This is a genomic window from Lacticaseibacillus mingshuiensis (assembly GCF_016861785.1).
Lineage (GTDB): Bacteria > Bacillota > Bacilli > Lactobacillales > Lactobacillaceae > Lacticaseibacillus > Lacticaseibacillus mingshuiensis.
Window position 1 is genome coordinate 52,376 of record NZ_BOLS01000014.1, and the last position, 21,283, is coordinate 73,658.

Consider the following 21,283-nt stretch of genomic DNA (forward strand, 5'->3'; position numbering starts at 1 on the left):
CCCTAATCCTGCTAGCTTCTTGTGCCAATTCAACTTCATTAAAAACATCTCCCTTAACTCCAATAATGAGTTCTCTAACGCATCTGCCACTGACATGAGCCAGCGCTTATCACTCTTTGACAGCCCCTAACATCGTACCGCTGACAAAGTAACGTTGAACGAATGGATACAAGATCAAAATAGGAACGATCGTGATCATGATTGTCGCAAGCTGCACCCCCCTTGAAGTTGTATTGATCGCGACGGCGGCTTTTAGGCCTGTGGTTGATGCCGCTTGTGATTGAACGATGAGGTTGTACAGACGCATCTGAAGTGGATACAGGCTTTCATTGGTGACATAAAGCTTTGTCGTCATGAAGTCGTTCCACTGCCACACGCCATGGAACAAGGCAATCGTGGCAAGCGATGGTTTGGACAGTGGCAAGATGATCGAGAAGAACACGCGCCAATCAGACGCACCGTCGATCCGAGCTGATTCTTCCAGCGACTCTGGCACCTGGCGGAAGAAGTTCATCAAGATGACCACATCGTAATAGGAAAACAGGGCGGGAATGATGTAGACCCAGAAGCTGTCAAGCAGCCCCAAGGACTTGATCAATAAGTAAGTCGGGATCATCCCACCGGAGAAGAACATCGTCACGATGCCCATGGCCGAGTATAACTTGCGACCTTTGAGGTACCGCTTCGACAGTGGATACGCGACGATCGCACAGAACAAGGTATGTGCAACGACGCCGACCGCCGTTTTCAAAACAGAGATGAAAAACGACTGCCAAATACCGGAATCTTGGAAAACCGCGCGGTAATTATCAAGCGACAGGGACTTCGGCCAGAAGATGAAATTCCCGTTGCTCAGCGCATCGGATGTCGCAAATGAGGAGATCAAGATGTTCCACATCGGGACAATGATGATCACAGTGAAGATCAAGAGAATCGTCGCGTTGATGATGTTGAAGGTGCGCGAACCATGTTTGACGCGGCTCTGCTTTGGTGCTGCTTTTTTGCTTGTCATTTCCATGCTGCACCCTCCTTACAAGACCGACTGGTTGTCGTTGAGTTTCTTCGTCGCTGTGTTGGTAATGATCAACAAAATGACGGAGATGATCGACACCCCGAGGCCAACAGCTGTCGCATAGGAGAAATCCCCCTGCGTCAGCCCAACGCGATAAACATAGGAATTGATAACTTCCGCTTTTGGCTGGTTCTGCGAGTTCATCAAGACCAAGGTCTGATCCAGGTTCGAGTTGAACAGCCCGGAAACAGACAAGATCAGGTTCAACGCGATAATGTTGGTGATCTCGGGAATGGTGATGCTCCAGATCTGACGAATCTTGGAGGCACCATCCATTTCGGCCGCCTCGTAATACGTCGGATCAATGCCAGCCATGGTGGCGAGATACAAGATTGTCCCCCAGCCGGCTTCCTTCCAGACATCCGACCAAGCCGCGATGTTCCAGTATTTCCCCGCATCCAGCAGGTAGTTGCCGTGTGCGTTGATGCCGATGAACTTGAGCACCTCGTTGATCAGGCCGTTGGTGGACAGCCAGTTGATCAACATCCCGCCCAAGATGATCCAGGACAGAAAATGCGGCAGATAGGTGAACGTCTGCACGATCTTCTTGAACGGCGCCCACGGAATCTCATAGATCATGACGGCCAAGATGATCGGTAAGAAGAATTCGACCGTCAGCTTGATTGCCGAGATGCCGACCGTGTTCCAAACGCTTTCCCAGAAATACTTGTCGGCCATGATCGCCTTGAAGTTATCCAGGCCGATCCACTGCGCGCCGCCGATTGTATCGGTGACGGAGTATTGCTTGAACGCTAAAGACAGACCATAGATCGGAATGAAATTGAAGATGATCATGAAGATGACACCCGGCAGGATCATGGACTGCAGCTGCCACTGCTTGCCAAATCCGCGGAACCACCGCTTCGTCTTCTCACCGAGCCCTGGTTTAACGACTTTCTCCCTTGTTTCCACCAGAAACACCCCTTTTAGTAGCATAAAAACGTTTTTATTTTAAAGCCTAAAAAATTTCGCCTAACGTTTTGCAAAGCCGGTTGAGTCGCGAATCACAAGCTCGCCATCCAACACTTGTTCCGTGCCACCGACGCGGCCATTGATCATTGCCAGCAGTTCGTCGACCGCCAGGATGCCTTGACGCGCGATCGGGTTGCGGACTGTGGTCAAGGCAGGCCGGAAATACTGTGAGATCTCGATGTCATCAAACCCCATGACTGAGAAATCTTCTGCCACTTTATACCCCAAGCTGACGATCGCCTTCATCGCCCCAATGGCGGACAGGTCATTCCCGGCGAGAAATGCGGTCGCGGGTTCATCCGCATAATGCAAGTAGGACTTCACCGCGTTGTAGGACGCCTCCTCTTCAAACAACCCAGACAAAACGGGCATCTCATCGCTGTTGAGACCTGCCTCTTCGATGGCCTGCTTGAACCCTGCGTAACGCAAATGGCTATCGTGGTTGTTCTCGTAGCCGGCCAGGAAGCCGAGGCGCCGATGACCGAGGTTGAGGAGGTACTTTGTCGCTTCATACCCTTCCGCCTGAGAGTTGAAGATAAAGCTGCTCATCTTAGGCCCATGTGCCGGTCGGTCCAGCAACACGGTCGGAACCGAATGCATCAGGATCTGCTGGATGTCGTCATCGTTGATCATGTGTTCAAAGATGATCGCCCCATCGACGACATTGCCTAAGATGTTGTTCATCAACGTTTTGTGGTCGCTTGGCACAATGACCTGCATGCCATAGCCAAGTTTGGCAACGGCCCGCGAGATCGCCTCGACCAATACATAGAAATAAGGACCGGACACACTGTCTGTGAAGAAGCCGAGCATCTTCGTCTCCCCGGAGCGCAGCTGCTTGCCCATGAGGTTTGGCACATAATTCAGTTCTGCGGCCGCTTTGAGCACGCGCTGCTTGGTTTCCGGAGTCACCACGTTCACGCCATTCAAGGCATTGGACACGGTTGAGATCGAGACGTTGGCCAATTCAGCCACGTCTTTGATGGTTTTTTTCTTCACGACAGTCACCACACATAAAAACGTTTTTATTTATATTCTTAAGATACCACGGGCCGTTTGCTTTGGCAAGCGCTTTCACGAAACTTTTTTAAAAAGTCACGGTGAGCAAGCTCGCTTCCCCTGCGTTGACGGCGATCGTCAGCACTTCATCCGCTGAATTTGCGGGCATGGTGGCCGTTGCGGTAGTGCCGCTGACGGCAAAAGTGACGGTCTCCCCATTGAGCTGGGCGGTGAGCACGGCATCTTTTGCCTCATGTAAGGCGATCGTTAGCTGCCATGGTGCCTTGTGTGCCGGCGTCAGGTAGGTCACGGATTCGCCAGGGGTCAGTGTCAGGACGAAGCGGTCCCAGTGGCTGTCGAAGCCAAAATTAGAAGGCTGCGGCTCGGCGATCGCGGCGACGGTCATCGGCGTCGTCGTTCGGTAGCCATCGAAGTTCTTCGGCGCATTCGCCCCCTGGCAATCGGCATCGCGAAAATCAGTCGCCCGTAGCGTCATGCCAGCCGTCCGCAAGACAGCCGCATCCACGTCCGGATTACGCTCGCAGTTGACCAGCGCCATGTTCAATAGGAGCTGTTCAAATGTCGCCGCGGCCTCAGCGTAACCGGGATGCACGCCACCTTTGACATAGGCAATGATCGCGTCCCAGCCAGCCGGCGTTTTGACGGTCACGCTGCCGTTGCGCTTACCCATTTTTTTATATGGCCAGAAGCAATACCCGATGTTGGCATCCGTGCAAAATTGTGTCAGCGCGCTGTACCATTGCGGCTTATTTTCCCCTGTTTCGCCAAGCCACAGCGGCACGTTCAGACGGTCGCGCAATTCAAGCCACGGCGTGAATTGTGCCTTTTCTGGATAGCCACCGTAACGATGGAAATGGATGACCATGTTCTCGTCAAAGACATGGGTGAAAACGCGCGGGTCAGAGGCCCAGTGATGGCCTTCCAGACTGAATAAATGGGCTTGGTCCACCTGGCGAACGGCCGTGATCGTGGTCTCGTAAAACGCGGCCAACCGCGGCAGCAGGCGATCATAGTCGACCAGCGTGCCAGTTGCGGGGCGAATCGGCTCATTCAGCAGATCATACCCGCCAACAACCGGGTCATCCTTGAACCGCCGGGCGATCTCCGCCCATAATGCGACGCCCTTATCGAATTGGTCCTGATCCACAAATAGCCGCGGAATCTCGGCCACCGCGTTGTCGATGTTTGCCCCAGTCTGCCCGCCTGGCGCGGCATGCATGTCGAAGATCACATACAGATCCGCCGCCCGGCACCAGCGCACCACATCCTCGAGGTACTGAAAGCCAGCTTCTTTGAAGTGGCAACCAGGCCCTTCTTCAAGAAATAGTGCGGCATCAAAGGGCAGCCGAATGCTGTTGTAGCCTTGATCTTTGATATATTGCACATCCGCCTGGGTGAAAAAGACCTGGCGAAAACGTGGCCAAAACGCGGCGGCTTTTTCCGGCCCAAGCAGCTCTGCGACGCGCGCCTCAATACGCCGCGGGCGGTCGAAGTTGTGTGCGCCTTGTGACTCCCACATGTAGCCTTCCGGAAGCAGCCAGTTGCCAATACCCCATCCTTGCAGAATCACTGGGCCTGCATCATTGACAACATCTTGTCCTTGCCTTCGCAAAAAGCCCTGAACAGTGTTTCCCATCTATTCTTCCCCTTTCTCGCAGGTGTTCCCTGCTGTCAAGGAAGAGTATAACCGATTACAGCTAAAATAAAAACGATTTTTGCAACCGGTTGCACGACATTGATCGTCTGAGACACCATGGAAAATAGACGGAAAGCGCGCCGTATCACGCTCTTAGCGCGGTGCGCAGAGCCGTCGTCAACTGCCAAAAAGAAATTGTCTGGCCGGCTGGTAACTCGATGGTGGGCACATCGGCGGAGCCTCCTCGGATGCGTGAGGAATATCGGCCCGAAACGCCTTTTTATGGCAAAGAAAAAGCCCCGTCTCAGCTTGCACTGAGACGAGGCTTGTCCAGCAGCTCGGCTTACGCCTGACCGCCGTTCTTCTTGATGATCTCTTCCTGGATGCTCTTCGGCACGGCCTCGTAGTGGTCGAACGTCATGGTAAACGTCCCACGACCCTGCGTGGCAGAACGAAGCGTCGTCGCGTAACCGAACATTTCAGCCAGCGGCACCTGAGAGTTGACGAGCTGGGCATTGCCACGCGCTTCCATGCCTTCGACACGGCCGCGACGTGCAGTGATCTGGCCCATGATATCACCGAAGTATTCTTCAGGAGCAACGACTTCAACGTGCATGATCGGTTCAAGAATCACCGCACCGGCAGCCTTAGACGCATTGCGCAAGGCAAGAGAAGCCGCAACCTTGAAGGCTGCTTCCGATGAATCGACTTCATGGTAAGACCCATCATAGAGTTTTGCCTTCACGTCGATCAATGGGTAGCCAGCCAGGACACCATTTTCCATAGCTTCCTTCAGGCCCTGTTCAACAGCTGGGATGTATTCACGCGGAACCACACCACCGACAATGGCGTCTTCAAATTCGAAGCCCTTGCCTTCGTCGTTCGGGGTGAATTCGACCCAAACATCACCATACTGACCTTTACCACCAGACTGGCGAACGAAGCGCCCTTCTGCGGAAGCCTGCTTGGTGAAGGTCTCACGATACGCAACTTGCGGCTCGCCGATCTTCGCGGCAACCTTAAATTCACGCTTCATTCGATCGACCATGATGTCCAAATGGAGCTCGCCCATGCCGGCGATCAGCGTTTCACCAGTTTCTGGGTTGGTCTCAGCCTTAAAGGTTGGGTCCTCTTCAGAAAGCTTTTGAAGCGCAACATCCAGCTTGTCACGATCTTCCTTTGAATCAGGCTCGATGGAGACCTGGATAACTGGTTCCGGAATCTCAAGGGATTCAAGAATCAGCGGATGATCAACATCGGTCAGAGAATCACCAGTGGTGGTGTTTTTCAGCCCGATCGCCGCAGCAATATCCCCGGAGAAGACTTCTGGAATCTCTTCACGGTGATTACTGTGCATCTGCAGCAAACGACCGACACGTTCACGGTTGTTCTTGGAGGCGTTCAGGACATACGAGCCCGCTTCCAAAGTCCCACTGTAAACACGGATGTAGGTCAAACGACCAACAAACGGGTCCGTGGCGATCTTGAATGCCAGGGCCGCAAAGCTCTGGTCGTCGCCGGCGCGCAGTTCAACTTTGTCACCAGTGTCAGGATCCGTCGCGTTGTATGGGCGAACATCCAGTGGGGATGGCAGGTAGTCGATGACGGCGTCAAGCAACATCTGCACACCCTTGTTCTTGAAGGCGGAGCCCGCAAGCACTGGGTAGAAGTCGAGGTTCAAGGTCGCCTTACGAATCGCAGCCTTGATCTCGTTCTTGGAGATCTCTTCGCCTTCGAGGTACTTGTCCATGATGCCATCGTCAACATCGGCAACGGCTTCGATCAGCTCGTTATGAGCCTTTTCAGCTGCTTCCTTGTAGTCGTCTGGAATATCGACAACATCCCACTCGGTCCCGAGTGCATCTTCGTCGTACAGGTCGGCCTTCATTTCGATCAGGTCGATGACGCCTTTGAAGTTATCTTCGGCACCGATCGGCAGCTGAACGGCATGGGCGTTGGCACCCAGGCGATCGTGAAGGGTCTGGACAGAGTACTGGAAGTCCGCGCCGATCTTATCCATCTTGTTTGCGAAAACAAGCCGCGGAACGCCGTACGTGGTGGCCTGACGCCAAACATTTTCAGTCTGCGGTTCAACACCGGACTGGGCATCCAAAACGGTGATCGCACCATCCAAGACACGCAGGGAACGTTCAACTTCGATCGTGAAGTCCACGTGTCCTGGGGTATCGATGATGTTGATTCGGTGATCCTTCCAGAAGGCCGTGGTCGCAGCACTGGTAATGGTGATCCCACGTTCTACTTCCTGGGCCATCCAGTCCATCTGCGAAGCCCCATCATGAGTTTCGCCGATCTTATGAATCTTACCGGTGTAGTACAAAATACGTTCGGTCGTCGTGGTCTTACCAGCATCGATATGGGCCATGATCCCAATGTTGCGGGTCCGGTCGAGTGAGAATTCTCGCTTGTTGGCCATGTGAAAAGTTAACTCCTCTCTGTTTTCATTTCTGATTGGTTCGGTTTACTGAAATTATGTGGCAGGATAAAACAATTGGCTACTATATGCCAAGGTGCGGATATAATAGCCAAAAGCATCTTACCAACGATAGTGAGCGAACGCACGGTTGGCATCAGCCATCTTATGCGTGTCTTCACGTTTTTTGACCGCAGCGCCGGTGTTGTTAGCGGCATCCATGATCTCACGCGCAAGGCGTTCGTCCATGGTATGCTCCCCACGCTGACGGGAATATTGCACGATCCAACGAAGGCCGAGGGTCGTCCGGCGGTCTGGCCGCACTTCGATCGGGACCTGATAGTTAGAACCGCCGATACGGCGAGCTTTAACTTCAAGGACCGGCATCACGTTCTTCATCGCTTGTTCAAAAACATCAAGCGGCTCGTTGCCGGAATCTTTTTTAATGATATCAAACGCATCATACAGAATGGTCTGTGCCTTACCGCGCTTGCCGTCGATCATCAAGTGGTTGATCAGGCGGGTCACCAGCTTGGAATTGTACACTGGATCAGGTAAGACGTCGCGCTTTGAAACACTGCCTTTACGTGGCATGCTGTTTGCCTCCTCTTAACTTTTGTTTTCGCAATTGCGAAAATGATCGAATTACTTCTTGCTCTTTGGCTTCTTGGCACCATACTTCGAGCGGCCCTGCATACGGCCGTCAACACCGGCAGTATCAAGCGTCCCACGGATGATATGGTAACGAACACCAGGCAAATCCTTTACACGGCCGCCACGGATCAGAACAACACTATGTTCCTGCAGATTATGGCCGATGCCCGGGATGTAAGCCGTCACTTCGATCAAGTTAGACAGACGTACACGAGCATACTTACGCAAAGCGGAGTTAGGCTTCTTCGGGGTCATTGTCCCGACACGAGTGGCCACCCCACGCTTTTGCGGAGCTGGATTGTTGGTCAGAGACTTCTTCATGCTGTTGTAACCGAAGTTCAACGCAGGAGAATCTGACTTGGTAACTTTAGATTTACGACCTTGACGCACCAATTGGTTAATGGTAGGCATTCTAAGGTTCCTCCTTCCTGATTTTGGTAATGCTGTAAGTCCACACATCCAGGCGGTTCATTTTTTGTTATAAAAAAACGGCCGCGCAGGCAATGAACTGGCAATTCACCAGTTCACAGACCAACGGCCCGGACAAACTGGAAAACGCACATTTGATAGTGTACTATCCCTGCCCCAACGTGTCAAGGTCGCGCGGCGAAAATTCGCGGTGGCGGCCCGTTTTTCACCGGCTGCAGGGCGCTTGGGCGCGGCTATAGCTCACGCCGCATCAGCTGCACGGCAAACGGGCGGCCGTTGATCTGGGCGGTGGCATCCCCAAATGCCGTAAAAGCCATCGCCTGCCAAAAGCCTCGGGCGTTTGGGTTGTTTACGAGCACCGCCAGGGTCAAGACCTGCACGCCACGTTTTTGGGCGTCAGCCACCAATTGCTGCACGACCTTGGTGCCCCACCCCTGATGATGTTCGGCAATCAGAAGCAGGCCGATGTAATCAGTCTTGGCGTCGGGATACCCGTGCAAAATATCGAGCACACCGCGTACCTCTTTGCCTTCGCGAATCAGCGCAAACAGCTTGCGGGTCGCGGAAATACCATCCGGCCGCGTCGCCAGATCGCGGCGCACGCTGCTAGCAGTCGGCACTTCCTGGGTCAGGTCAAAATAAGCTTGATTGGCTTGATACACAGTCAGGGCTTGCTGCAACTGGTATTCCTGAGTGATTGGTTCAAAAGTGAGCATCAATAAATTCCTCCCTGATCAGGATACGCGTTGCGCGAGGCGGACGCAACGATGGACCGCAAAACACCGGGGCCGCGATCGTCGGCCACTGTCAGGCGCCCCATTTCGCATGGCCAGCCGTTTGCGAAATCTTTTGGAAGAACCAAGTGGAAAGTCAAAGTGGAGGTGCGACATGCTTTTTCTGGCAAAAATCATCCTTGCGATCACGCTCGGCATACATGGCCGCGCGCTGTGGCACAAGCAGCATTGGCGCTGGTTGGGGGCAGTTCTGTTTCTCCCGCTGCCGTGGCTCGACCTCTGGGGCCTAGCGATATGGACCGGCCTCAGCCATGCCGCGCTGGCCGACGCGCGCCGCGGCAGTGTGGCGGCCTGGTGGCTCGACAGCTGGGCGATGGGCATGCTGGCCTGGCAATGGCGCGCACTGGTGACGCCGACCTGGTGGCTGATTGCAGGTGGATTTCTGTTTCTCACGATCTGTGGCTGGCTCGGCAGCGCCGACACCGTGATTTTGGCCGTGGTCGCGACGGGCTGGCCGCCGCTAATTTTTGCCTGGTGGCTATTGATCGCCTGTACATTTGGCCTAGTTCAAAGCCGCCTTGCGCACGACCGGGAGACTCCCTTCATCCCCGCCATGGCGCTGGCATGGGGGCTACTGGTGATGTGGGTGTAGCGCCCCACTGACTAAAAAAACAGGCGCTGCACCCATTTCTGGATGCAGCGCCTGCATATCGCCTGCTTAATCTTCAGAATCTTGCGTCGGGGCACTGCCATCCGCAGCGTTTGCTGCATCTTCAGTGGCCATCTTCTTGGTCAGCGCGTTGATCGAATAGACCCCGTTAACTGACTGGCCGACCGTCTTTGGTTCCATATGACGGTAGGTCGCCATCCCGGTCCCTGCCGGAATGATCTTCCCGATGATGACATTTTCCTTCAGCCCAACAAGCGGATCGTTCTTCCCGCGAATTGACGCATCGGTGAGGACACGTGTCGTTTCCTGGAAGGAAGCGGCGGACAAGAAACTGTTGGTCTCAAGAGACGCCTTGGTGATCCCGAGCAAGACCGCGCGGCCCGTGGCTGGGATGCCGCCGGAAACCAGCGTGTTCTTGTTGCGCTCGGTGAACTCGCTGACATCAAGCAATGTGCCTGGCAGAATGTCGGTGTCGCCTGGATCCATGACACGGATCTTCCGCAGCATCTGACGCACCATGACCTCAACATGCTTGTCGGCGATCTCAACACCCTGCATACGGTAAACTTTCTGCACTTCAGAGAGCAGATAATTTTCCGTACTCAAGACATCGCGCACCTTGATCAACTGTTTTGGATCAATGGAGCCGCCAGTCAGACGGCCGCCGCGAATGACGTGATCGCCTTCTGCGACTGCAACAGATGAGGCATATGGCACGGAGTAACTGCGCGTGTCGATCTCACCTGTGACCGTGATCTCGCGGGTATGCTCGGCTGGATTTTCATCGATCGCGGTGACTTCACCTTCGACCTCAGAGATAACCGCGAGCCCCTTTGGATTACGGGCTTCAAAGATTTCCTGGATACGAGGCAGCCCTTGGGTAATATCTTCGCCACCGGCAACACCACCAGTATGGAAGTTACGCATGGTCAGCTGGGTACCAGGTTCGCCGATGGATTGCGCGGCAACGGTCCCAACCGCTTCACCAACTTCGACCTGCTCGCCGGTCGCAAGGTTGCGGCCGTAGCACTTCTGGCAAACACCATGTTTCGTGTTGCAGGTGAAGACGGAGCGAATCTCGACGGTATCAACGCCGGCATCAACGATCTTTTGCGCGAGGTCTTCGTCCAAAAGTACGCCTTTGCCCGCAATGATCTCGCCTGTTTCAGGATTTGCAACAGACTTGAGCGTGTAGCGGCCAACAAGACGGTCGTACAGTGGCTCGATCATTTCGTTGCCTTCGCGAATCGCGGTGACAGTCAGCCCACGGTCGGTGCCACAGTCCTCTTCGCGGACAATGACATCCTGTGCAACATCGACCAGACGCCGGGTCAGGTAACCCGAGTCAGCGGTCTTCAAGGCGGTATCGGTCATCCCTTTACGCGCCCCGTGAGTCGACATGAACATTTCCATGACAGACAGGCCTTCACGGAAGTTGGACAAAACAGGGACTTCCATCATCCCACCGTTTGGCGCGGCCATCAGACCACGCATCCCGGCAAGCTGCGTAAAGTTTGAAATGTTCCCACGGGCCCCGGAATCACTCATCATGGAGATTGGGTTGTTCGGGTCGAAGGCGTCGATCAGCGCCTGCTGAATCTCATCCTTGGCGTCGTTCCAGATCGAGATGACCCGGTCATGACGCTCATCGTCTGTGATCAGCCCACGACGGAACTGTTTGGAGACCGTCGCGACCTTCTTATGCGCCTCATCAACGATCTTCCCTTTTTCAGGCAAGTTTGGCACGTCAGCGATCCCGACTGTGATGCCGGAGTTCGTTGCCTGGGTGTAGCCCAAGGTCTTCATGTCATCCAGCAGATCAGACGTCCGCTGCACTTTATAGTCCTTGAAGACTTCCGCAATGATGTCAGACAGGAAGCCCTTCTTAAACGGCGTGACGATCGGGGCATCCATCAAGAATTGATGAATGTCTTCACCTGGTGCGATAAAGAAACGGCTATCGACGCCATCTGTGATATTTTCCTTCGTCGGTTCGTTCAAATACGGGAAGTCTTCCGGCATGATCTCGTTAAAGATCACTTTGCCGACACTGGTGATCATGACTTGGTGCCGCTGTTCATCAGTGAATGGCTTGGTCGGCATGGAGTCAACGGCAAGGCCGATACGGCTGTGCAGATGCACGACCCCATTTTGAAGTGCCATCAGCACCTCATCCTTGTCCTTGAAGATCATGCCTTCGCCTTCGCGACCCTTTTGCTCCATGGTCAGGTAATAGTTACCCAGCACAACGTCCTGAGAAGGCGTTACGATCGGTTTCCCATCACGAGGGGCAAGGATGTGGTGCGCCGCCAACATCAGCAGGCGGGCTTCAGCCTGGGCTTCATCAGAAAGTGGCACGTGGACCGCCATCTGGTCCCCATCAAAGTCAGCGTTATAAGCTTCGCAGACCAGTGGATGAAGACGGATGGATTTGCCATCGACCAGGACCGGCTCAAACGCCTGAATCCCGAGCCGGTGCAAGGTAGGCGCGCGGTTTAGCAGCACTGGACGTTCCTTGATCACATCTTCAAGAACATCCCAGATGTCATCGTCTTCACGGTCGATCTTACGCCGGGCGTTCTTGATGTTCGAGGCCATTTCGCGGTGAACGAGTTCACGCATCACAAATGGCTTGAAGAGCTCAAGCGCCATCGAACGCGGCAAGCCGCATTGATAGAACTTCAGCGTTGGGCCAACATCGATAACGGAACGGCCGGAATAGTCGACACGCTTGCCCAGCAGGTTCTGACGGAAGCGGCCCTGCTTCCCTTTGAGCATGTGGCTCAAGGACTTCAGTGGTCGGTTCCCCGGGCCAGTAACAGGACGGCCACGACGCCCGTTATCGATCAAAGCGTCAACAGCTTCCTGCAACATCCGCTTTTCGTTCTGCACGATGATGTTCGGTGCATTCAGATCAAGCAAACGCTTCAAACGGTTGTTACGGTTGATCACACGACGGTACAGATCGTTTAGGTCAGAGGTCGCAAAACGGCCCCCTTCCAATTGAACCATCGGCCGCAGATCAGGCGGAATGACTGGAATCGTGTCCATGATCATCCATGCCGGGTCATTGCCAGACTCAAGGAAGGCATCCAAAATGTCCAGCCGGCGAATCGCACGGGTCCGCTTTTGCCCTTGGGCAGACTTCAGATCCTCTTTGAGTTCAGCGACTTCTTTTGGCAATTCAACTTGTTGCAACAGTTCCTTGACCGCTTCCGCACCCATTTTGGCTTGGAAACGCTGACCGTATTCATCGCGTTTATCGCGATATTCACGCTCAGTAAGCAGCTGCTTCTTTTCAAGACCAGTATCACCTGGGTCGATCACCACGTAGGACGCGAAGTAGATCACTTCTTCAAGCGCGCGCGGAGACATGTCGAGCACAAGGCCCATGCGACTCGGGATGCCCTTGAAATACCAGATGTGGGAAACCGGGGCAGCAAGTTCGATATGGCCCATCCGCTCACGGCGGACCTTCGAACGCGTCACCTCAACGCCGCATCGGTCGCAAACGATTCCCTTATAGCGGATCCGCTTGTACTTGCCGCATGCACATTCCCAGTCCTTGGTCGGCCCGAAAATACGCTCATCGAATAAGCCATCGCGCTCAGGCTTGAGGGTCCGGTAGTTGATCGTCTCGGGCTTTTTGACTTCCCCATAGGACCAGCTGCGGATCTTGTCAGGCGAGGCTAAGCCGATCTGCATGCTTTCAAATTTATTGACATCGATCAAAAGGCTGACCTCCTATTATTTCTTGTCGTCAGATGCATCCGTTGCGGTCGTGGCAGCTTCTTGGGCCTTCTTTACTTCCTGTTCGGCAGCAAACTTGGCCAAAGCATCCACAGAGACCACATCGTCTTCATCGTCGTCCATGTCACGCAACTCGATCTCTTCCTTGTTTTGATCCAAGACTTTCATATCGAGCCCAAGGGACTGCAATTCCTTGACCAACACACGGAAGGATTCCGGAACGCCTGGCTTTGGAATCGGCTCGCCCTTGACGATCGCTTCGTAGGTCTTGACACGACCCACCACGTCATCGGACTTATAGGTCAAAATTTCTTGCAGGGTGTAGGCAGCACCATAAGCTTCCAGCGCCCAAACTTCCATTTCCCCGAAACGCTGACCACCAAACTGCGCCTTGCCGCCCAGTGGTTGCTGAGTGACCAAAGAGTAAGGTCCGATCGAACGAGCATGGAGTTTGTCATCGACCATATGCGCGAGCTTCATGTAGTACATGACGCCGACAGAGATCCGGTTTTCAAAAGGCTCACCGGTCCGGCCATCATAAAGAATCGACTTGCCATCACTGGCCATGCCGGCTTCCTTCATGGTCGCCCAAATATCATCATCGTTGGCGCCATCGAAGACCGGTGTCGCCACATGGATACCCAAGTTGCGAGCCGCCATGCCTAAATGCAGATCCAAGACTTGGCCAATGTTCATACGACTTGGCACACCCATTGGAGACAGCAGAATGTCGACTGGGGTCCCGTCTGGCAGATACGGCATATCCTCTTCTGGCACAACGACGGAGACCGTCCCTTTGTTCCCATGACGGCCGGCCATCTTATCGCCAACCTGGATCTTCCGCTTCTGCGTGATGTAAACACGAACCATCATATTGACACCAGGAGACAGCTCGTCGCCGGCTTCACGGGTGAAAATACGGACGTTTTGAATGATGCCGCCGCCGCCATGAGGAACACGCAGCGAGGTGTCGCGGACTTCACGCGCTTTTTCACCAAAGATCGCGTGCAGGAGACGCTCTTCGGCAGACAGCTCAGTCACACCCTTTGGCGTCACCTTGCCGACAAGAATATCGCCGTCGCGTACTTCCGCCCCGACACGCACGATCCCGAATTCATCGAGGTCCTTCAGAGCATCTTCACCGACGTTAGGAATCTCGCGGGTGATCTCTTCAGGGCCGAGCTTCGTGTCACGGGCTTCTGATTCATACTCTTCAATATGAATCGAGGTATAGACATCCTCTTTGACTAGACGCTCCGAAAGGACGATCGCGTCTTCGTAGTTGTACATGTTCCAGGTCATGAAGGCGATGATCGGGTTTTGCCCCAATGCCAATTCGCCATTATCCATCGCCGGTCCATCCGCAACGATCTCATCGGTGTCGACCTTATCGCCAAGGCGAACGATTGGCCGCTGGTTGTAGTTCTTACCCGCATTACTGCGGCGGAACTTCATTAAGTTGTACTTGTCCAGCGCACCATCATCGCGGCGCACACGAATCGTTTTGGCATCCACGTACTCAACGGTCCCGGGGTGCTCTGCAAGCACCGCGATCCCGGAGTCATGGGCAGCCTTGTACTCCATGCCAGTGGCAACCAGTGGCGCATGTGGGTCGACCAACGGCACCGCCTGACGCTGCATGTTCGCACCCATCAAGGCACGGTTGGAGTCATCGTTTTCCAAGAAAGGAATGCAGGCCGTCGCAACGGCAACAACCTGTTTTGGCGATACGTCCATATAATCGACATGGTCAGCCGTCGTCTCGATGTTATCATCCTTCGAACGGGCCAGGATATCGTCGGTTGCAAAAGAGCCATCGTCGTTCAGCGGGGTGTTCGCCTGAGCGACAACATAGTTATCCTCTTCATCGGCAGTCAAATAGTCGATCTTATCGGTGACCTTGTGATCCGCCCATGACACACGACGGTACGGGGTCTCGATAAAGCCATACGGGTTGACGACCGCGTAAGAGGCCAAACTGTTGATCAAGCCGATGTTCGGGCCTTCTGGGGTCTCGATCGGGCACATGCGGCCGTAATGAGTGTAATGCACATCACGGACTTCATAACCCGCACGATCACGGGTCAAGCCACCAGGGCCAAGGGCAGACAGGCGCCGCTTATGGGTCAACTCACCAAGCGGGTTGGTCTGGTCCATGAACTGGGACAGCTGAGAACTGCCGAAAAATTCCTTGATGGAGGCCACGACTGGCCGAATGTTGATCAATTGCTGTGGGGTCACGGTCATGGAATCTTGAATCGACATGCGTTCGCGAACGACACGCTCCATCCGGGACAGCCCGATGCGGAATTGGTTCTGCAGGAGTTCACCAACAGAACGGATGCGACGGTTGCCCAAATGGTCGATATCATCCGTGGAACCCAATCCTTCCTGAAGGTTCAGGAAGTAGTTCATAGACGCGATGATGTCGGCCGGAGTCAAATGTTTGACCTTCTTGTCGATATGGCCGTTGCCGATCAAGGTAAGCTCATGCTCCGGATTGACCTGGCTGTAAACTTTGATTGCCTGAATAGTCATCGGATCGGTGACCACACCGCCATCTTCCGGCTGGTAGGTGACCGTCTTGAAGTCTTCGCGATCCAAATACTCACCCAGGGTATCCATCACATGGCGATCAACCTTAGTGCCTTTTTGAACGATCACTTCACCGGTATCAGGATCTGCCAAAGTCTCGGCAAGTGTCTGACCCAGCAGGCGTGTCTTCAAACTAAGCTTCTTATTGACCTTGTAGCGACCAACGGAAGCCAGGTCATAACGCTTTGGATCAAAGAAGCGAGCGTACAGCAAAGACCGGGAAGAATCCGCAGTCTTTGGCTCGCCTGGACGTAGCCGCTCGTAGATATCCTTGAGCGCTTCGTCGGTGCGCGTATCGCTTTCTTCCTTATGAACATCTTTTTCCATCGTCAGCATTAAGCTGTCGTTGTCGCCGAACATATTGATAATGTCCTGATCAGCGCCAAAGCCGAGGGCGCGAATCAATTCGGTCAGCGGCAGTTTCCGCGTCCGGTCGATGCGGACATAGGCGATGTCCTTGGCGTCTGTTTCATATTCAAGCCAGGCACCGCGGTTCGGGATGACAGTCGTGCCATAGGTGACGCGAGAGTTTTTGTCTGTTTCGCTGTTGTAATAGACGCCAGGCGAGCGGACCAACTGAGAAACGATGACACGTTCGGCACCATTAATGATGAAGGTCCCCTGCTTGGTCATCAGCGGGAAGTCGCCAAAGAACACGTCCTGACTCTTGATCTCACCCGTTTCGTGGTTGGTCAAGCGCAGTGTGACGTGCAGCGGTGCGGAGTAGTTCGCGTCGTGCTGGCGCGCTTCTTCGACCGTGTACTTTGGCTCCAGCAGCTGATAATCGACGTACTCCAAAGACAAATTGCCTTGAAAATCTTCGATCGGCATGATGTCGTCGAACATTTCCTTGAGCCCTTCGTCGAGAAACCACTGATAAGAGTTGGATTGAATCTCGATCAGGTTCGGCAGATCTAGAACTTCTTTGATACGGGAATAGGAGCGGCGGGTGCGGTGCTTACCGTAGTTGACTAAGTGTCCTACCAAATTGTTCACCCCTTATAGAATTTTCCGGCACCGACTGACCATGTAAATTGCAAACAATGTTAAATTTACGTTACAAAGTCAGCTGGAAGGACATTTTGAGCAAAAAAAAACGAAAAGTAGAAGTTGGTCTTCCCTTCTGCTACTTTTACGTTTCCTGTGCGCCGCAACGGACAATAGATCGCCGCGACTGCTGTCCAAACCGAAATGCGATTAGTTCGACTATACACTTGTAGACCGGGGACTGTCAAGTAGTTTGAAAAAGAAGATGTGTCACGGCGCCTGGTCCTTAAGCCTCGGTCACAGCCAAGCAACGCAAGCCTAATAAAAACAGGCGCGACCCGTCTAGCTGGATCGCGTCTGTTATCCTCATTAAGCCTTCACTGGTGTTTTCGGTTCGGGCTGAGGTTCAGCTTCCTTCACGTTGAAGGTCAGTTTGCCCTTCGTTGCGCCGATGGTCACCGTGTCACCGGCTTTGACACGACCCGTCAGCAGCAGTTCACTGAGCTGATCTTCCACGTCGCGTTGCAGCGCCCGGCGAATCGGCCGTGCCCCGTACTCTGGATCAAAACCAGCTTTGGCGATCGCATCGATGCCACTCGGTGTGACCTTGACGCGAATCTCCTGGTCGTCCAGCCGCCGCAACACATTTTTCGTCATGATCTTGACGATCTCATGCAGCTCCTCACGGTTCAAGCTGTGGAAGACGACGGTTTCGTCGATTCGGTTGAGAAATTCCGGCCGGAACGCCTTTTTCAACTCTTCGAGCATCCGTGACTGCATCGCCTTGAAGTCCTGCGTCTCGGTCTTGACGCCAAACCCGACGCTCTTATCATCGCGCAGGGCCGTCGCACCAATGTTGGAGGTCATGATCAAGATCGTATTGCGAAAATCGACCCGGCGCCCTTTTGAATCGGTCAGGAACCCGTCATCGAGAACCTGAAGCAGAATGTTGAAGACGTCCGGATGCGCCTTTTCCACCTCGTCAAGTAGCACAACGGAATACGGTTTGTTGCGCACCTTTTCCGTCAGCTGACCGCCTTCGTCGTAGCCAACATAGCCTGGCGCCGCACCGATCAGCCGACTCGTGGAAAACTTCTCCATATACTCGGACATGTCCACGCGAATCATCGCGTCTTCAGAGCCGAACATCGCCTCGGCCAACGCTTTCGCGAGCTCGGTCTTCCCGACCCCGGTCGGTCCGAGGAACATGAAGGACCCGATTGGCCGCGTTGGGTCTTTGAGCCCGCTGCGTGCCCGGCGAATGGCCCGGGCGACTGCCGAAACGGCCTCGTCCTGGCCAACCACCCGTTCGTGGAGAACTTTTTCCAGATTGACCAGCCGTTCACTTTCCTTTTTGGCCAACTGGGTCACAGGCACGCCGGTCCACTGAGACACGACCTCCGCCACATCTTCAGGTTCGACTTTGACATCCGATCGCACGCCGCTTTCATCAACAGCATCCGGTGCATCAGCCAATTTGTCGCGGAGCTTCTGTTCCTTTTGGCGAAGTTCCGCCGCGGATTCAAAGTCCTGATGCACGATTGCATCTTCCTTGGCCGCCGCCAGATCACGCAGTTGCGTCTGCAGCTTGTCGATTTTCGTCGGCTTGTCGGATTCGTCGAGCCGGACTTTCGCCGCACTTTCATCGATCAGATCGATCGCCTTATCCGGCAAGAAACGATTGCTGATGTACCGGGCAGAGAGCACAACAGCCTCGTGCAGCGCATCGTCTGTGATGGTCACCCCATGATGTGCCTCATAGCGTCCGCGTAACCCGCGCAAGATCTCCTCTGCCTCTTCAGGCGTCGGCTCATTGACGGTGATCGTTGCAAAACGCCGTTCAAGCGCCGCATCCTTTTCGATATATTTTTGATATTCGTCCAAGGTCGTGGCCCCGATCAGTTGCAATTCACCACGTGCCAAAGCCGGCTTCAAAATATTGCTGGCATCGATCGCGCCTTCAGCCCCGCCAGCACCGATCAGCGTATGCAACTCATCAATGAACAAAATGACGTTGCCATCTTGATAGATCTCATCAATGATCTTCTTCAACCGGTCCTCGAACTCACCGCGATATTTCGTACCAGCGACTAATGACCCCATGTCGAGCATCATCAGGCGTTTGACCTTCATTTCATCAGGCACTTCACCTGCGACGATCTTTTCGGCAAAGCCTTCCGCGATCGCCGTTTTACCGACGCCTGGCTCGCCGATCAGAACAGGGTTGTTCTTCGTCCGGCGCGCCAAGATCTGGATCAGCCGACGGACTTCTTTGTCCCGGCCGACCACCGGATCCATTTTGTTTTCGCGGGCCAATTGCGTCAGATCCCGGGCCAATCCGTCCAGCGTTGGCGTCCCCTGACTCGCTGGGCGCGCACCATTTGCGGCACGTGGTCCAGACGGCCGACGTTTCGCGGCAGCATCGCTGATGCCCATCTTCTTGAGTACCAACTGACGCGTCTTCGACAAAGTGAGGTCCAAATTCTGAAGAATGCGCGCTGCCAAAATATCGTCGTCGCGTAGCAGGCCAAGCAAAATATGCTCCGTCCCGATCTTCAGGGCGCCAAGGCGTTTTGCCTCGTCACCGGCAAAACTTAAGATCTCTTTGCCCTTTGGCGAATATGGCAGGTAGCTATCCGATTGTTTCGCTGACGTATCCAGGGTACCATAACCCGTGAACCGCTCGATCTCATCGTGGACATCATCTTCTGTGATACCGAGCTGACGCAGGGTCTTGCCAGCAATACCATCCGGCTCTCTAACCAAAGCCATCAACAGGTGTTCCGTACCGACCGCATGATGATGGAAATATTGAGCTTGTTGCTGTGCAATCATTAAGACATTTGTTGCACTTGGCGTAAACAGATTGTCCATAAGCACACTCCTTCGTTCATAGCTGTCTTTGTGTGTATCTTTCATACCGCAAACTCTGAAGAAAAGCAAGCAATAACCGTGCACGCAATGTATCTTCTGCGAGGCGGTCATCCAGATCCAGCGTCTGGTGACTCAACACATTGAGCATCATATTGCCAGCCTGTTGCCCCACCAATTGTGAATCGTAGAGTTGCTGGATCATCACTTGTGCTTGGCGTGGTCGAAGCGCTTGAGGCATATTGTCGATCATCACATCCACCAGGTCACAATTATCCTTCACTTGGACCCTTAGGATGCGAATATACCCGCCGCCGCCACGTTTACTCTCAACAACATAGCCGTTTTCGGGTGTGAAACGCGTCTTGATCACATAATTGATCTGAGACGGCACGCAATTAAACTGCTGGGCGATCTCGCTGCGGCTGATCTCGACCTGGTGGGCACCGCTCAGCATCGCTTTAAGATACCGTTCGATCACATCAGACATATTTCGGCTTTCCATTGGCACCCCACCTTTGACTTTGACTAATCTTGACATTCATTATACAAGCATCCATTGAGAAAGCCAAATCTGTGAAAATGCGTACAAAAAAACCGGCGTTATTCACGCCGATCAATTTGATCGGGAAAACAGGATTCGAACCTGCGACCCCTACGTCCCGAACGTAGTGCTCTACCAAGCTGAGCTATTTCCCGAAAAAAGCGGAAGACGAGATTCGAACTCGCGACCCCCACCATGGCAAGGTGATGTTCTACCACTGAACTACTTCCGCATATTATTCAATTATCACGAGGGTCAAGGCAAAGCTTTGACGATGCACCCAGTAGGAGTCGAACCTACAACCTTCTGATTCGTAGTCAGACACTCTATCCAATTGCGCTATGGGTGCAAATATATAAATGCCGAGAGTCGGGTTCGAACCGACACGATGATCACTCACCGCAGGATTTTAAGTCCTGTGCGTCTACCAATTTCGCCATCCCGGCAGATAACGTTCGAAGCGGAAGACGAGATTCGAACTCGCGACCCCCACCATGGCAAGGTGATGTTCTACCACTGAACTACTTCCGCAAAATGAATTGCCGGGCGCAGCCGAAGCCGCAATGAATCTTGAGCCGATTGGCATGCGGGTGAAGGGACTCGAACCCCCACGGTATAAACCACTAGAACCTAAATCTAGCGCGTCTGCCAGTTCCGCCACACCCGCGGCGTTATTTCTAGTGGAAAAATGAGCCGTGACAGGCTCGAACTGTCGACCCTCTGATTAAAAGTCAGATGCTCTACCAACTGAGCTAACGGCTCGATGGAGGATACAGGGCTCGAACCTGTGACCCTCTGCTTGTAAGGCAGACGCTCTCCCAACTGAGCTAATCCTCCATTTGCGCGGCGGCTTCCTACCCTCGCAGGCAGTTACCCACCAACTACTCTCGGCGTAGAGAAGCTTAACTTCTGTGTTCG

The 21,283-nt window shown here is 53.8% G+C and carries 13 protein-coding genes and 8 tRNA genes; 1 reads left to right on the top strand and 20 read right to left on the bottom strand.

Annotation, left to right across the window (positions count from 1 at the left end; genetic code table 11):
- Window positions 1-109: 109 nt before the first annotated feature.
- The 8 genes from JUE67_RS09485 to JUE67_RS09520 all read right to left on the bottom strand — a co-directional run bounded on the left by JUE67_RS09485 (window position 110) and on the right by JUE67_RS09520 (window position 8,930).
- Window positions 110-1,012, bottom strand: coding sequence for a carbohydrate ABC transporter permease (locus tag JUE67_RS09485; RefSeq protein WP_203628042.1), 903 nt, complete (start codon window positions 1,010-1,012; stop codon window positions 110-112).
- A gap of 18 nt (window positions 1,013-1,030) precedes the next feature.
- The gene (locus tag JUE67_RS09490) at window positions 1,031-1,891 is read right to left on the bottom strand and encodes an ABC transporter permease (RefSeq protein WP_225423102.1); all 861 of its coding nucleotides are present in this window, start codon (window positions 1,889-1,891) and stop codon (window positions 1,031-1,033) included.
- Window positions 1,892-2,044: 153 nt separating this feature from the next.
- Entirely contained in the window at window positions 2,045-3,043 is a 999-nt protein-coding gene (locus JUE67_RS09495; RefSeq protein ID WP_203627941.1) for a LacI family DNA-binding transcriptional regulator, read from the bottom strand.
- Window positions 3,044-3,131: 88 nt separating this feature from the next.
- Window positions 3,132-4,700, bottom strand: a complete 1,569-nt coding sequence (locus JUE67_RS09500) for a glycoside hydrolase family 5 protein (RefSeq protein ID WP_203627938.1) — start codon at window positions 4,698-4,700, stop codon at window positions 3,132-3,134.
- A gap of 343 nt (window positions 4,701-5,043) precedes the next feature.
- Window positions 5,044-7,134, bottom strand: coding sequence for an elongation factor G (gene fusA, locus JUE67_RS09505; protein ID WP_125695954.1), 2,091 nt, complete (start codon window positions 7,132-7,134; stop codon window positions 5,044-5,046).
- A gap of 120 nt (window positions 7,135-7,254) precedes the next feature.
- The gene (rpsG, locus tag JUE67_RS09510) at window positions 7,255-7,725 is read right to left on the bottom strand and encodes a 30S ribosomal protein S7 (protein WP_125695955.1); all 471 of its coding nucleotides are present in this window, start codon (window positions 7,723-7,725) and stop codon (window positions 7,255-7,257) included.
- A 51-nt stretch (window positions 7,726-7,776) separates the two neighbouring features.
- Window positions 7,777-8,196, bottom strand: a complete 420-nt coding sequence (gene rpsL / locus JUE67_RS09515; RefSeq protein ID WP_125695956.1) for a 30S ribosomal protein S12 — start codon at window positions 8,194-8,196, stop codon at window positions 7,777-7,779.
- A 251-nt stretch (window positions 8,197-8,447) separates the two neighbouring features.
- Window positions 8,448-8,930 carry a GNAT family N-acetyltransferase gene (locus JUE67_RS09520; RefSeq protein WP_203627936.1) on the bottom strand — a complete coding sequence of 161 codons (483 nt, stop codon included), beginning with the start codon at window positions 8,928-8,930 and terminating at the stop codon, window positions 8,448-8,450.
- 172 nt (window positions 8,931-9,102) lie between these two features.
- Between JUE67_RS09520 and JUE67_RS09525 the strand changes: the two genes are divergently transcribed.
- Window positions 9,103-9,600: a hypothetical protein gene (locus tag JUE67_RS09525; protein WP_203627934.1), complete on the top strand. Its 498-nt coding sequence runs from the start codon at window positions 9,103-9,105 to the stop codon at window positions 9,598-9,600.
- Between the two features lie 66 nt (window positions 9,601-9,666).
- Here the strand turns inward: JUE67_RS09525 and rpoC are convergent, their stop codons facing one another.
- From rpoC to JUE67_RS09585, 12 genes are all read right to left on the bottom strand, one after another.
- Entirely contained in the window at window positions 9,667-13,350 is a 3,684-nt protein-coding gene (gene rpoC / locus JUE67_RS09530; protein WP_203637134.1) for a DNA-directed RNA polymerase subunit beta', read from the bottom strand.
- A 15-nt stretch (window positions 13,351-13,365) separates the two neighbouring features.
- Window positions 13,366-16,950 (bottom strand): DNA-directed RNA polymerase subunit beta, encoded by a 3,585-nt coding sequence (gene rpoB / locus JUE67_RS09535; protein WP_203627930.1) that lies wholly within the window; start codon window positions 16,948-16,950, stop codon window positions 13,366-13,368.
- A gap of 369 nt (window positions 16,951-17,319) precedes the next feature.
- Window positions 17,320-19,824 (bottom strand): ATP-dependent Clp protease ATP-binding subunit, encoded by a 2,505-nt coding sequence (locus tag JUE67_RS09540; RefSeq protein WP_203627918.1) that lies wholly within the window; start codon window positions 19,822-19,824, stop codon window positions 17,320-17,322.
- A gap of 16 nt (window positions 19,825-19,840) precedes the next feature.
- The gene (locus tag JUE67_RS09545; RefSeq protein ID WP_125695962.1) at window positions 19,841-20,326 is read right to left on the bottom strand and encodes a CtsR family transcriptional regulator; all 486 of its coding nucleotides are present in this window, start codon (window positions 20,324-20,326) and stop codon (window positions 19,841-19,843) included.
- A gap of 120 nt (window positions 20,327-20,446) precedes the next feature.
- Window positions 20,447-20,520, bottom strand: a tRNA-Pro gene (locus JUE67_RS09550).
- A gap of 5 nt (window positions 20,521-20,525) precedes the next feature.
- A tRNA-Gly gene (locus tag JUE67_RS09555) sits at window positions 20,526-20,597 on the bottom strand.
- Window positions 20,598-20,640: 43 nt separating this feature from the next.
- A tRNA-Arg gene (locus tag JUE67_RS09560) sits at window positions 20,641-20,714 on the bottom strand.
- An 11-nt stretch (window positions 20,715-20,725) separates the two neighbouring features.
- Window positions 20,726-20,811 (bottom strand) — tRNA-Leu (locus JUE67_RS09565).
- Between the two features lie 13 nt (window positions 20,812-20,824).
- Window positions 20,825-20,896, bottom strand: a tRNA-Gly gene (locus JUE67_RS09570).
- Window positions 20,897-20,950: 54 nt separating this feature from the next.
- Window positions 20,951-21,032: transfer RNA gene (locus JUE67_RS09575), tRNA-Leu, on the bottom strand.
- Window positions 21,033-21,054: 22 nt separating this feature from the next.
- Window positions 21,055-21,127: transfer RNA gene (locus JUE67_RS09580), tRNA-Lys, on the bottom strand.
- 2 nt (window positions 21,128-21,129) lie between these two features.
- A tRNA-Val gene (locus JUE67_RS09585) sits at window positions 21,130-21,202 on the bottom strand.
- Window positions 21,203-21,283 lie beyond the last annotated feature (81 nt).